Source organism: Sedimentibacter saalensis (assembly GCF_007830175.1).
Lineage (GTDB): Bacteria > Bacillota > Clostridia > Tissierellales > Sedimentibacteraceae > Sedimentibacter > Sedimentibacter saalensis.
In genome coordinates this window covers 23,897-38,053 of the sequence record NZ_VLKH01000015.1, presented here as the reverse complement: position 1 = coordinate 38,053, position 14,157 = coordinate 23,897, and the positions used below count along the sequence as shown (strand labels likewise).

General features: G+C 37.2%; 12 protein-coding genes. All 12 read left to right on the top strand.

Annotated features, from left to right (window positions below; genetic code table 11):
• The first annotated feature begins 9 nt into the window (after positions 1-9).
• Complete coding sequence (locus tag LY60_RS17385; protein WP_145086910.1) at positions 10-2,145, top strand: penicillin-binding transpeptidase domain-containing protein; 2,136 nt, start codon at positions 10-12, stop codon at positions 2,143-2,145.
• A gap of 347 nt (positions 2,146-2,492) precedes the next feature.
• Positions 2,493-3,977 (top strand): UDP-N-acetylmuramoyl-L-alanyl-D-glutamate--2,6-diaminopimelate ligase, encoded by a 1,485-nt coding sequence (locus LY60_RS17380; RefSeq protein ID WP_145086905.1) that lies wholly within the window; start codon positions 2,493-2,495, stop codon positions 3,975-3,977.
• Between the two features lie 17 nt (positions 3,978-3,994).
• A complete protein-coding gene (gene mraY / locus LY60_RS17375) occupies positions 3,995-4,969 on the top strand; it encodes a phospho-N-acetylmuramoyl-pentapeptide-transferase (protein WP_145086902.1) in 975 nt (324 codons plus the stop codon).
• A gap of 36 nt (positions 4,970-5,005) precedes the next feature.
• Positions 5,006-6,382, top strand: coding sequence for a UDP-N-acetylmuramoyl-L-alanine--D-glutamate ligase (gene murD / locus LY60_RS17370; RefSeq protein WP_145086899.1), 1,377 nt, complete (start codon positions 5,006-5,008; stop codon positions 6,380-6,382).
• On the top strand, positions 6,354-7,475 hold the full coding sequence (gene ftsW, locus LY60_RS17365; RefSeq protein ID WP_145086896.1) for a putative lipid II flippase FtsW: 1,122 nt from the start codon (positions 6,354-6,356) through the stop codon (positions 7,473-7,475). The genes murD and ftsW overlap by 29 nt, the downstream gene beginning before the upstream one ends.
• Before the next feature lie 81 nt (positions 7,476-7,556).
• On the top strand, positions 7,557-8,684 hold the full coding sequence (murG, locus tag LY60_RS17360; protein WP_145086893.1) for an undecaprenyldiphospho-muramoylpentapeptide beta-N-acetylglucosaminyltransferase: 1,128 nt from the start codon (positions 7,557-7,559) through the stop codon (positions 8,682-8,684).
• Between the two features lie 167 nt (positions 8,685-8,851).
• Complete coding sequence (gene murA, locus LY60_RS17355) at positions 8,852-10,114, top strand: UDP-N-acetylglucosamine 1-carboxyvinyltransferase (protein ID WP_145086890.1); 1,263 nt, start codon at positions 8,852-8,854, stop codon at positions 10,112-10,114.
• Positions 10,115-10,270: 156 nt separating this feature from the next.
• Positions 10,271-11,077: a cell division protein FtsQ/DivIB gene (locus LY60_RS17350; protein ID WP_145086887.1), complete on the top strand. Its 807-nt coding sequence runs from the start codon at positions 10,271-10,273 to the stop codon at positions 11,075-11,077.
• Positions 11,070-11,780 (top strand): DUF881 domain-containing protein, encoded by a 711-nt coding sequence (locus tag LY60_RS17345; RefSeq protein WP_145086884.1) that lies wholly within the window; start codon positions 11,070-11,072, stop codon positions 11,778-11,780. Before LY60_RS17350 ends, LY60_RS17345 begins: the two co-directional genes overlap by 8 nt.
• A 32-nt stretch (positions 11,781-11,812) precedes the next feature.
• Positions 11,813-12,508: a DUF881 domain-containing protein gene (locus tag LY60_RS17340; protein ID WP_145086881.1), complete on the top strand. Its 696-nt coding sequence runs from the start codon at positions 11,813-11,815 to the stop codon at positions 12,506-12,508.
• A 36-nt stretch (positions 12,509-12,544) separates the two neighbouring features.
• The gene (locus LY60_RS17335) at positions 12,545-12,865 is read left to right on the top strand and encodes a DUF1290 domain-containing protein (protein ID WP_212633507.1); all 321 of its coding nucleotides are present in this window, start codon (positions 12,545-12,547) and stop codon (positions 12,863-12,865) included.
• A gap of 95 nt (positions 12,866-12,960) precedes the next feature.
• Complete coding sequence (gene ftsZ / locus LY60_RS17330; protein ID WP_145086874.1) at positions 12,961-14,037, top strand: cell division protein FtsZ; 1,077 nt, start codon at positions 12,961-12,963, stop codon at positions 14,035-14,037.
• Positions 14,038-14,157 lie beyond the last annotated feature (120 nt).

The window sequence follows — 14,157 nt, the reverse complement described above, 5'->3', positions numbered from 1 at the left end:
GGTTTCCATATGAAAAAACGTGTAAAAAGCAATACTAACCTTCAAAATAAAAAAAGAATGTTGGTATTTTTGCTTTGCTTTTTTTTAGTTACAATTGCTTTGGTTATAAGGCTTGGATTCATTCAGATAATTAACGGTGAAGAATACAAGAAACAGGCTATGGAAAACTGGTCCAGGGATATTACCATAAGTGCAAAAAGAGGAACAATTTATGATGCCAAAGGTAAAAAACTGGCTGTCAGTGTTAATTCAAACACTGTAACTTGTTTTCCTGCTGATGTGAAAAAGGGAGTACAGACTCCTGAAGAAAAAGACGAGGAATCTGAGGAAACAGAGGAAAACACAGATAGCTTTTTTACAGGGCTTCTCAAAAGGCTAAACAAATCAATGTTTTCTGAAAAAGCGGCAGTAGAAAATATTCCGGTCAATACAAATACTCCTGAAGAAACGGCTGCAATTCTTTCGGAAATTCTGCAGATGGACTATGAGGAAGTTCTTAAAAAAATAACTTCCAACTATTCATATGTGGTGCTGAAGAAATGGATTACGGATGAGCAGGCTCAAGCCATAAGGGACAAAGGTTTAAGCGGAATAAACATTATTGAAGATAACAAAAGAATATATCCTTACGGAAATTTTGCTCCTTATGTAATAGGATTTACAAATGTTGACCAGGACGGACTTTATGGTGTGGAAGCAACATACAACAATTACTTGACGGGTATTCCGGGACGTACTGTTGTAAATACCGATGCATATGGAAGAGAGCTTCCTTTTGGTTACAATGAATACTATGAATCTCAGGACGGTCTTGGAGTTGTTCTTACAATAGATGAGGTTATTCAGCATTATGCTGAGTCAAGTGCTGAAAAAGTTCTTGCAGACTACAATGCTAAAAGAGCTACAATTGTAGTAATGGATCCAAACAATGGAGATATTTTGGCATTGGCTTCAAAGCCTGATTACGACCCCAATGAGCCAAAGGAACCAGTTGATGAGAAAACAAGCGCAGAATGGGCAGCCTTATCTAATGAGGATCTGCAAAAAGCATGGTTCAACATGTGGAGAAATCCTGCAGTAAATGATATTTATGAGCCAGGTTCAACTTTTAAGCTTATAACAACGGCCATATCTCTTGAGGAAAACACGGCTTCGCTTAATTCAACATATTACTGCGATGGATACGTTAGACAGATACCAGGTGAAAACATCAAGTGCTGGAGATATTACAGGCCTCATGGACAGCAGACATTGTCCGAAGCAATTCAAAACTCCTGCAATGATGCATTGGCTCAAATGGGTCTTGACATTGGCAAGGATTTATTCTACAAGTATATAAAATCTTTCGGGTTTGAGGAAAAATCAGGTATAATGCTTAACGGTGAGGCTCTTGGTCTCATTAAAGAGCCCATAAATATGAAGGATGTGGACGTTGTTACACAGGCTTTCGGCCAGGGTGTTGCAGTAACACCCATACAGCTTGTGGGTGCTGTTTCAGCAATATCAAACGGCGGAAATCTCATGGAGCCTAGAATTGTTAAACAGCTCATAGATGAAGAAGGAAATGTTGTTAAAAATTTCGATACTGTTGTCAGAAGAAAAGTAATTTCTAATGAAACATCAAAAATGATGCTTCAGATAATGAAAGAAGTAGCTGAATCCGGTACAAAGCAGGCTTATAGGGCAGGATACAGAATAGGCGGAAAATCAGGAACAGCTCAGAAGGTTATAGATGGACGTTATGAAGACGGAAAATTCATATCTTCATTTGTAGGGGTTGCCCCTGTTGATAATCCTAAGGCTGTAGCACTTGTAATGGTTGATGAGCCGGACAGAAACATTGGATACTACGGAAGTATTGTAGCCGGACCTGCTGCAGCGGATTTGCTTGAAAATATAATGAAATATTATGATGTTGAACCTGTTTACACTGAAGAAGAACTTGGCAAGGTTGAAGCACAGACTGTAGAAGTTCCGGATCTTTTGGGACTTACAATCGCAGAAGCAACTGATAAAATAATCAAGGCGGGTTTGGAAAGCAATATTACCATTGAAGTCGAAGCTGAAAGAATTGTTAAATCTCAATTTCCAAAAGCCGGCGAAAAGGTTGTGAAGGGTTCTGTGGTCACATTGATATTGAACTAGACGAAACGCTTCGCGCTTTGTCAGACTATCGCTTGACTCTGTCATCCTGAACGATGGTGAAGGATCTTATCTTTGTTGAAAACATGAGATTCTTCGGCTGCGCCTCAGAATGACAACGTCTGATATACTTTGTCATCAACCTGACGGAATGCGCTGCGTTCCGTCTTTTTTAAAATAATTTAACTTCTGCTTAATTTAGCATAGAGATTTAAACATTTGTTTTACCACATTTTTCAGCAAAGGTGCTTTGAAAAATGGTAATGGGACATACAGTATTTATTGTATTTGAATTTTAAATATGATAAAATTGCATATAATAACATACACTTTAATAAGGGAGCAATATTATGAAAATTAAAAATTTGCTTGAAGAAATTGAATATGAAAGTTATGTCGGAGATGAAAATATTAATATCACCGGCATTACAAATGACTCTCGAAAAGCAAAAATAGGCGATATTTTTGTTGCTATAAAAGGATACACCTCAGACGGACACAAGTTCATTGAAAGCGCTGTAAAAAACGGAGCATCTGCTGTAATGTGTGATCACATCCCAGAAGATGTTAAAGATATAAGCAATTTTATTGTTGTCAAATCACCTAGAGAAACCATGGCGCCAGCTGCCCACGTAATTTACGGCCGCCCGTCAGAAAAAATAAATATAACCGGCGTAACCGGAACAAACGGAAAGACCAGCACTACATATCTTTTAAAAGGAATTTACGACCATCTGGGAGAAAAATCAGGAATAATAGGCACAATGGGCGTACTGATAGATGAAGATAAAATAAAAATTGACAATACAACTCCTGAAGCGGCCGATATTCAAAATTACCTGTCAAGAATGGCTGAAAAAAATGTAACTCACTGTTTTATGGAAGTTTCTTCACATGCTCTTGAACTGAACAGAGTTGACAATGTGAATATTGATGTGGGAATTTTCACCAACCTTACAAGAGATCACCTTGATTTTCACATAACAATGGAAAATTACTACCTTGCAAAGAAAAAATTGTTTTATATAACAAAGGTAAACAACATAATAAATGTTGATGACCCTTACGGTGCAAGACTTTACAAAGAGTTAAAGACAGATGGAGTAAAAGCACTTTCAACAGGAATAGAAAATGATGCTGACATAAAGGCTTCAAATTTAGTTACTACTATGAAGGGCACATCATTTGATTTAAATATTTTGGGAGTTGAAAAGAAGGTTCATGTTAACACTCCTGGAAAGTTCAGTGTTCTTAATTCACTGGGAGCCCTTGGAGCAGCATATTGCCTTGGAGTTGACATTGATGACATAATTTTATCGCTGGCCGAAATAAAAGGTGTAAAGGGAAGGTTTGAAATACTTGAAAATCAGCTTGACTGCACAATAATACTTGATTTTGCCCACACTCCCGACGGACTTTTAAAGGTTATGGATACAATAGTTGAATTTGCAGAAGGCAGAAAAATTGTGATGTTTGGGGCAGGAGGAGAAAGGGACTTGTCAAGAAGAGCACCAATGGGTGAAATTGCTGGAAAGTATTGTGACTTAAGCATACTTACTTCCGACAATCCACGTTTTGAAGATCCTTACGACATATGTGTTGAAATTTCTAAAGGTGTTGAAAAAGCCGGTGGAAAGTACGAAATTATAGTTGAGAGAGACAAAGCAATTTATTATGCTATTGACAATTCCAAATCTAAGGATGTAATATTGTTGGCGGGAAAATCTACGGAGCCCTACCAGGATATGGGAACAGAAAAAGTTCCATATGATGAAGGATACATTGCGAAAATGGCAATAATAGATGTAGAGAAAAAAAGAGGATTAAGGAATTAGTCACAAAGGAGTTTAACATGCAAGGCAGCGGACAAATAATAAGAGTAATAATTGTATCATTTTTAATAGCACTGTTTCTTGGACCGGTTGTAATACCGGTATTGAAGCGCCTGAAAGTAGGACAAAGCATCAGAGAGGAAGGCCCTAAGTCTCACTACAGCAAGTCAGGCACTCCCACCATGGGAGGAATAATAATTTTATTAGCAGCACTCATTGCAATAGCTACCAGTGGCTATTACACTCAGGAAATATGGGCAGTGATGTTTTTCATATTTGGATTTGGATTTATTGGATTTTTAGACGATTATATAAAAGTTGTACTTAAGAGAAATCTGGGACTAAGGGCTTATCAGAAAATTTTAGGTCAGGTGGTGTTTGCTGTACTTCTGGCGCTGTACGGGTCAAAGTACAGCGTAAACGGAACAAAGCTTGTAATACCATTTGCCAATGCTGTAATAGATCTTGGCGTATTGTATATTCCATTTGTTGTGTTTGTAATTTTGGGAACTGTAAATGCCGTAAATTTAACTGACGGCCTTGACGGACTTAACACGGGAGTAACCTTGATTGTTATGGCAACATTCAGCCTTATAACAAACAGTTTGAGAGATACAAATGCAATTTATGGCGGAATTGCCATAGTGAGCGCTGCAGTCACAGGAGCATGTCTTGGATTTTTGAGGCACAATGCAAATCCTGCAAAAGTGTTCATGGGAGACACGGGATCTTTGGCACTTGGAGGTGCAGTTTCTGCTGTTGCAGTTCTTTCAAACATGGTTTTACTCATACCAATAATAGGCGGCATTTATTTTGCAGAGGCACTGTCTGTTATAATACAGGTATTACATTACAAGAGAACAAAGAGAAGAATTTTTAAAATGGCTCCCCTGCACCACCATTTTGAAATGTGCGGCTGGAAGGAAACAAAAGTAGTAGGAGTATTTTGGATTGTAACTGTTATATTGGCATTTATAGGCATTTATTCTATATAGTCACATAAAATAATAGTGGACTAAAGAGAGGTAAAAATGAAAAATAAAAAAATACTTGTTATCGGGCTTGGAGTTTCGGGAATATCATGCATTAAAGCCCTTCATAAACTGGGAGCAGTTATATATGCATATGATGAATCACCACAGGAAAAATTATATGAAAAGCTTCAGGAGCTCAGTTCAATCCAAGCTGAGTATTTCTTTGGAAGCAGCGATATAGAAAATATCCCTATGGATGAGCTGGATTTTGCAATAAAAAGTCCCGGAATAAAGTATGAGGTGCCAATTGTTGTTAAGTTAATAGAAAAAAGCATTAAAATAATAAGCGACGTTGAAGCTGCCTACATGGTTACAGAAGCTTCATTCATATCAATTACGGGAACAAACGGCAAGACAACCACAACAACTCTCATAGGTGAAATTATAAAGGAAAGTGGCAGAAACTGCAAGCTCACAGGAAACATAGGCTTTGGAATTTTTGACGATGCCATGAATTCTAAAAAAGGTGATGTGCTGATTGCAGAAGTAAGCAGTTTTCAGCTTGCGGGAACATATGACTACAAGCCTCAAATAAGCGTCATGACAAACATAACTCCTGACCACATGGATTATCACCATACAATGGAAAATTATGTTGAAGCTAAATTTAAGAACGTAATAAATCAAGATGAAAATGACTGTGCAATATTAAATTATGAAGATGAAATTATAAGAGATTATTCCCCCAACATAAGAGCAAAGAAAATATTTTTCAGTTCTGAAAGAGTACTTGATAAAGGAATCTTTGTCCTTGATGGAAAGATGGTATATAAAAATGAAAAAGATACAATTTTTATAATAAACACAAAGGACATTTTTATTCCTGGCAAACATAATCTGGAAAATGCAATGGCAGCGGCCGGAGCAGCCATAGCGCTTGGAACTGATGTTGAAACAATAACTAAAGTATTGAAAGAATTCAAAGGCGTTGAACACAGACTTGAATTTTGCGGTGAATACAACAATGTGAAGTTTTACAATGATTCAAAGGGAACAAATCCCGACGCTTCCATAAAGGCTGTTCAAGGAATAGAAAAACCAATTGTGCTCATTGCAGGTGGCTACGACAAAAAATCACAGTATGATGAATTTATACAATCATTTGACAACAAAGTAAAGGCCTTGGTGCTCCTTGGTCAGACTGCCGATGACATAGAAAAATGTGCACGCAGTTATGGATTCACAAATATTTATAAAGTTCAAAATATGGATGAGGCAGTGAAAAAATGCTTCGAATTAAGCGAAGAAGGCGACAATGTTGTTCTTTCTCCTGCATGCGCAAGCTGGGGAATGTACCCCAACTACGAGGTGAGAGGAAGAGACTTTAAGGAAAGGGTTAAATATTATGGAGGAAGCAGTACACAAAGCAGGTAAAAAGACTGTTGACTGGGTTTTGGTTTTTATTATTGTAGTATTGGTTCTCTTTGGGTTTTTAATGGTTTACAGTTCCAGCTATCCTGACGGATACTATAAGTTTAACGGAGATCCGTTTTATTTTCTGAAAAAGCAGGTAATAGCAGCTGTAATAGGAATGACCGGAATGATATTTTTTGCAAATATACCTTATAAAATATATGCCAGGTTCAATAAGGTAATTCTTGTTGCATGCGTGGGATTTGCCCTTTTGACGGTGATTATGGGAATAGCTTCTAATGGAGCACAAAGGTGGATAAATATAGGCGGTATAACATTTCAGCCTTCAGAAATAATTAAAATAGGCGGAGTTTTATACATGGCTGACTACTTTGATCGAAACCGCAAAAATATGAGTTCCTTTACAAAAGGTTTTATTCCTTCAATGGTTTTCATAGGAGTTTTCTGCGGTCTGATTGCTATGCAGGATGACCTGAGCACAGCCATAATTCTAGGCGGAACTCTCATGGTTATGTTTTTCTGCGCAGGAGCAAGGCTGAGCCATTTGTTCCTTCTAGTGGGAGCTGCTGTAGCAGGTGTTGTTGTTATGATTGCAATGCAGCCTTACAGAATTACAAGAATAATAGTCTTCTTTGACCCGTTTAAATATAAGCAGGACCAGGGATGGCAGATAATACAGTCACTATATGCCCTCGGAACAGGAGGACTGTTCGGAATGGGAATTGGGAAAAGCAGACAAAAGTTTTTTTATCTCCCCGAAGCGTACAATGACTTTATATTTTCAATAATTGGTGAAGAGTTAGGATTCATTGGGTGTGTGTTTGTAATGCTTGCTTTTGTAGTCTTTGCCTGGAGAGGGTTAAGAATATCAATGAACACAGAAGATTTTTTCGGAAGCCAGACGGCATTAGGACTTACAACACTGGTGCTTGTTCAGTTCATGATACATGTTGCTGTAGCAACATCATCAATGCCTCCCACAGGTAGAGCCCTGCCTTTTATTAGTGCAGGTGGATCTTCTCTGATGTTTCTACTTTGTTCCATGGGAATTTTATTAAATATTTCAAAATATTCAAATACATACAGAAGTTAAGAAGTAGCAGGCAATAATTCATTGCCTAGGAAATACAATGACATTAAATTGATCTATATAAAAAAGGAAAGTGATTAATAAATGAGAGTGCTTATAACCGGCGGAGGAACAGGGGGACACATAAACCCTGCTTTGGCCATTGCTCAAAAGGTAAGACTTGCGGATCCATCCAATGAAATATTATATGTAGGTACAAAAAAAGGAATGGAGAGCGAACTCGTTCCAAAAGAAGGCTTTGAATTCAAATATGTTACTGCAAAATATCTCAGAAGAAGCCTAAGCATTGAAAACATAAAAACAATTTTGGCCTCAATCAAGGGAGTTATGGAAGCCTCAAGAATAATTAAGGATTTTAAACCTGACATAGTTGTTGGAACCGGAGGGTATGTGTGCGGACCGGTAGTTCTTGCTGCAAGCCTTAAAAAAATTCCAACCATGATACATGAGCAAAATGTTTTTCCGGGAATCACAAACAAACTGCTTTCAAAGGTTGTTGATGTAATCATAATAAGTTTCAAGGATGCTGAAAATTATTTCCCCAAGGAGTCTGCCAACAAGCTGGTGCTTGTTGGAAATCCTGTGAGAAAAGATATACTTACAGCAGACAGGAGAAAATCCAGGGCTAACTTTAAATTAAATAGTGACGATATATTTATATATTCCTTTGGAGGCAGCGGGGGACAAATAAGTTTAAATGAAGCAATAATAGAAACAATAGAAAAATACAACGGTAATAATAGTATTAAAATTCTTCATATAACAGGCAAGAAGCATTATGAAAAGTTTATGGAAGAGCTTAACAAAAAAGTAAAACCACAGAGCAACATTGAAATCAGGGATTACATGTATGATGCTGCATCTGCACTTTCAGCTTCTGACATAGTCATAGGAAGTGCCGGCGCTATAACCATTGCTGAAATTACAGCCATAGGAGTGCCTTCCATACTTATACCCAAGACCTATACTGCAGAAAACCACCAGGAGTACAATGCCCGTGCCCTTGAAAAGGAAGGGGCAGCAAAGGTGATTCTTGAAAAGGACTTAAATGGAAGTGAACTTAGTAATGCCATTGATGATATAATAAAGAACAAAAATGTTCTTAAGGCAATGAGCTTGAACTCAAAGAGAATGGGAAGCACTGACGTTGAAGGAAAAATATATGATATTATGTTGAATCTGACCAACTTAAAAACCAAAAGTAACAAGTAATATGAAATTGCATAACATATTATATGATTATCTGAATCAGTACAAAAATCGAAGCAAGTTATATTTATATAACTTGCATTGCATTCTCAGGAACTGATAGTCATATTGAGGTTTCCGGAATGTTATTCCGGTTAACCGATTATGTTACTTGTTGCGGAGGGATAAAGATGGGAAGCTTTATAATTGAAGGAAGAAACAGCTTAGAAGGAATAGTTGACATAGGCGGGTCAAAAAATGCTGCTCTTCCTATTTTAGCTAGTACGGTTATCAGCGGAAGAGAATATCTTCTTGAAAATATACCAGACATCGAAGATGTAAAAGATATGCTGGAAATATTGCAAGACATGGGATGCACGGTTCAACACGACAACGGTGTTGCTCTCATTGACACAAGAGGACTTAATACTTCTCAGGTACCGGAAAAACTTGTAAGAAAAATAAGGTCATCAATAATATTGATGGGAGCTGTTCTTCAAAGGACAGGAAATGTTGAAATTGCATATCCCGGGGGATGCGAAATAGGACTTCGTCCAATAGATTTGCATCTGAAGGGTTTAAGAAAACTTGGAGTTGAGATCATTGAAAAAAGTGGACTTTTAGTTGGCAAAGTCACAGAGCCATCAGGCTGTGAAATTCAGCTTGACTACCCAAGTGTGGGCGCAACAGAAAATATTATGTTGTTTGCCGTTGGAATACCAGGAAAGACAGTGATATATAACCCTGCGAAAGAACCGGAAATAGTTGACTTGCAGAACTTTTTGAACACATGCGGATACAGTGTGAGCGGTGCAGGAACAGGATCAATAATAATAGAAGGAAAAAAACCAGAAAATACAGACACTGTAGAATATAAGATTATTTCCGACCGTATTGAGGCAGGAACTTATTTGAGTGCAGCATCATCGATGAAGAGCAAAATTTACATAAGAAATATAGAAAAATCTCATTTCAAGTCAATTACTTCAATATATGAAGATGCCGGATGTGAAATAAGAGAAACTCATGGAACAATTGTAATTTCAAACCAAGGAAGAATAAAAGCAGTAGAGAAAGTTACAACTCAGCCGTATCCGGGATTTCCAACAGATATGCAGGCGCAGTTTATGGCCAGCATGGCAACAGCCGACGGAATTTCAATTATAGAAGAAACAGTGTTTGATTCTCGTTACAAACATGTACCGGAGCTTCAGAAAATGGGAGCAAACATCACAACAATCGGAAGAGTGGCAGTTGTTGAGGGAGTCCACAAGCTTTATAGTGCCGAGGTTGAGGCAAAAGATCTTCGGGGAGGGGCTGCTCTTGTAATAGCAGCATTAGGAGCTGAAGGAACTTCAAAGATAAACAACATTTACCATATAAACAGAGGCTATGAAAAATTTGTGCAAAAACTGCAAAATATAGGAGCCGTAATAACAGAAACAAAAAATTGATATGAATAAACTTTAACCGTGCCATTCTGAGGGCGTAGCCCGAAAGATGCCCTAACTCTATGTTTCAGGTGCTTTTCCTTGCTTTCGCTCAGGATGACAAAATCGGTGATACTATCTAAAATATAAAAATCAATACTAAAGATACCAGGTAAAAAAATGGCTGAAAAAAGAAACAACAAACAAAGGAAAAAGAAAAAGAAGAAAAAATTCAGAAAGCTATTCGTAAGTACAGCAGCTTTTATTACGGCTGCTGTAGTTGTTGTTTTTTGCCTTTATTACGTATATTTTAAAACACCTTATTTTGAAATTACGCAGGTCGATGTTGCAGGAAACGTATTGTACCAGAAAGATTACATCATAGAACAATCACATGTTGATGAGGGAGAAAGATTGTTTTCAGTAGACAGAGCAAAGGTAAAGGAAAATCTTGAAAAAGAAATCTACGTGGAAAGCGCCCGTGTAGTTTACGAGCTGCCCAACAAAATATATATTGAAATAAAAGAAAGAGTTGAGAATTATCAGATACATTACAACAATGAATATATTGTTACAGACAAGAGTGGCATAGCCCTTCGTACATCAGCTGAAAAAAACGACCTTTTGACTATTGAAAGTTTGACTGATGTATTATACAATATAGGAAACACAGCAGAATTTGCTGGCATTGATAATATTAGCAACATTTTTGATACTTTAGAATATCTGAAAGTTGAATTCGGCAGCGAAACAGTAAAGGGCATAACAGCCTGCAAAGACAACAGCGTTATGATAAACACGGAATATGGCACTGTGATTAGAATAAAGCTTGGTGAGGACATAAAGTATCAGATTGTGTTTGCCATGAAAATAATAAACGAAAGACTCAACAACAACTTGACAGTTGCTTCAGGGTTAATAGATTTTACAAAGGGGGACAGTCCGGTGTACATAGAGGACTATAAAATGGAGGATTACAATGAGTAAGTTGTGGCAAAAGGTAATGCTGTTTGCTATAAGTTTGATTCTAGGGGTTGTTTGCATGATGCAAATTAGAACAACAAACAATGTTCTTGGGAATGAAGACCCTCAGAACATTGCAAGCCAGCTTGACAACGAGCTGACAGAGCTGACTCTTCAGAAAAATGAATTGAGAGAAGAGCTTGATGCCTTAAAACAAACAGCAAAAGAAAATGAAGAGATTTATGATGCAAAAGAGGCGGAACTTGAGAGATTAAAGGAAGAACTTGCAAATCAACAAATTTTATCAGGTTATTATGAAGTGAAAGGGCCTGGAACAATAATCACCATTGATTCAGAACCTAATTCCTATGTGAGCCTGGCTTCCAGCCACCAGTATATTCTGGCGCTCATCAGTTATTTAAACAATGCAGGTGTCGAGGCAATATCCATTAACGGACAGAGATACACAAACTATACTGAAATAGTGCCTGTGCTGGATCACATCAATGTTAACGGTGTTGCATTGGTGCTTCCGCTGGAAATAAAGGCAATAGGCAATTCCAGAACAATAGATGCATCACTTAATTTTGTAGGAGGAATAGTGTCTCAGCTGAGCCAGATAGGATATACAATCGAAACAGAAAATTCTTCCGAAATATTCATCAACAAGTACGATGGAGAAAAAGAATTCAAGTATGCTGTTCCAATTACCATAGAGGAAGAATAAGATGGGGGGAGATTCACATAAAACTAAAGACAATGAACTTAATCATTTTTATTTTGGTTTTTATTGTGTCTGCTGCAATTGTAAACGGAGCAGATGCAGGTGTTGATGAAAATACAATTTATGCACTTAAAAACTTAAATAATTATGAAAAAAATGTAAAAGATATGCGCGAAGTTGTTAAAAACCTCCAGGATGAAGTTTTATACGAAAAAAGTCAGGCAAAGGATTTAGATGACCACAATTTTCTTGAATCTATGATAGAAATGAATCATCAGATTGAAGAATTGAAATTTTACAATGGTTTTACTGATGTAAGAGGTCCGGGAATAATGCTCAGGGTTTCAGACAGTACAAGTGATGACGAGAACCTTGATATTATGGATAAAATAGTACATGACGTAGATATAACAGTGCTTCTCAATGATTTGAAAAGTGCAGGAGCAGAAGCAATAGATGTTAACGGCAAAAGAATAGTAAACATTTCAGAGGTGGTATGTGCTGGACCGGTACTTAAAATAAATGGAGAAGCAGTGCCTGCTCCATTTGTAATAAGAGCCGTGGGGGACCAGGAAAAATTGTACAACGTTGTTACTGAAGAAGGAACATATGCATATGACCTAAAAAACAAATACGGAATGGAAGTTGCGGCCATTATGAGCTACAACCTTGTAATACCAAAGTTTTACGGAATAAATTCCGAGAATAAATTTGCGCAGAGCGCAGAATAAGGGGTTGAAATAATGATTTACGTAGTTGCAGGCCTGGTGCTTGGAGTAGTTGCAGGATTAAATTTAAATTTAATATACAGTCCTGAATATTCAGTATATATAGCTATTGCTGTGTTGGCAATATTAAACACAATTATGAATATGTTGTCAGAAAATTTAAATGGAGAATTAACTCCTGTAAAAAGCGGTGCGTTTTTAGCAAGTGACGTTGTATTTGGATTGTTTTTAGCATATGTGGGTGAGCAGTTAGGGCTTCCTGTGTACCTTGCAGCAGTATTTGCATTTGGAAATAATATTTATAAAAAGTTAAGAATTATGATAGATTTTTGGCTTGAAAAATATAATAAAAACAAGTAAACTAATTAAAAATGTGTATGAAAATTTATAATTATGTGATATAATATTTTTTATAATGAATAAGAAAAATTTTCTCTCGTTTAGGAGGTCAATATATGTTTCAATTTGAAGAACCATCAGAAAGACTGGCAAATATTAAAGTAATCGGCGTCGGAGGCGGCGGCAATAATGCAGTAAATAGAATGATTGAAGCTGGCGTAAGAGGTGTTACGTTTATAAGTGTTAATACGGACAAGCAGGCATTATATTCATCAAAAGCTGAAATCAAATTTCAGATAGGCGAAAAATTAACAAACGGTCTTGGTGCGGGTTCAAAACCTGAAATAGGTGAAAAGGCAGCTGAAGAAAATAAGGCTGACATAGCAGAACTTGTTGAAGGAGCAGATATGGTGTTCATTACTGCCGGTATGGGTGGCGGCACCGGAACAGGAGCAGCTCCGTACATTGCAGGTGTTGCAAAAGAACAAGGAATACTTACAGTTGCCGTTGTTACAAAACCTTTCATGTTCGAAGGCAAGAACAGAATGAAAAATGCCGAAACAGGTCTTAGAAAATTAAAAGAAAATATTGATACCCTTGTGGTTATACCAAACGACAAACTCCTGGAAATATCAGACAAGAAAACTACAATGCTTGAAGCATTTACATTGGCAGACGATGTTTTAAGACAAGGTATACAAGGCATTTCAGATCTTATTGCAATCCCTGCAATCATGAACCTTGACTTTGCCGATGTTGAAACAATAATGTCAGGTCAGGGTCTTGCACACATGGGAATCGGTCAGGCAACGGGAGAAAACAGAGCTCTCAATGCTGTTAAGCAGGCTATACAAAGCCCTCTGCTTGAAACAAGCATAAACGGAGCAAGAGGTGTTCTCTTAAATATCACAGGCGGCACAAGCATGGGAATTCATGAAGTGAATGAAGCGGCCAAACTCATAGAAGAAGCTGCAGACCCGGAAGCAAATATCATATTTGGAGCAAATATTGACGAATCAGTTGGAGATACTATTAAAATCACTGTTATTGCAACAGGTTTCGGTGAAAACAACGCTGCAGACACTAAGACAGCAAAATCTGAAAGCACTAAGGCCGGTAAGGAAGAAAAACCAAGCAAGGAAAGCAATCCATTTGATTTCACAATTCCAAATTTCCTAAACAAGAAAAATTAAAATAATGGGAGCCGTGAAGAATAATAATTCGAAGGCTCCTTTTTAGCTTGCATTATTACATTGAATATGATATTCTTTTTAGGTTAAAAAAGAAAATTTAAAATATTATATATAAGGATG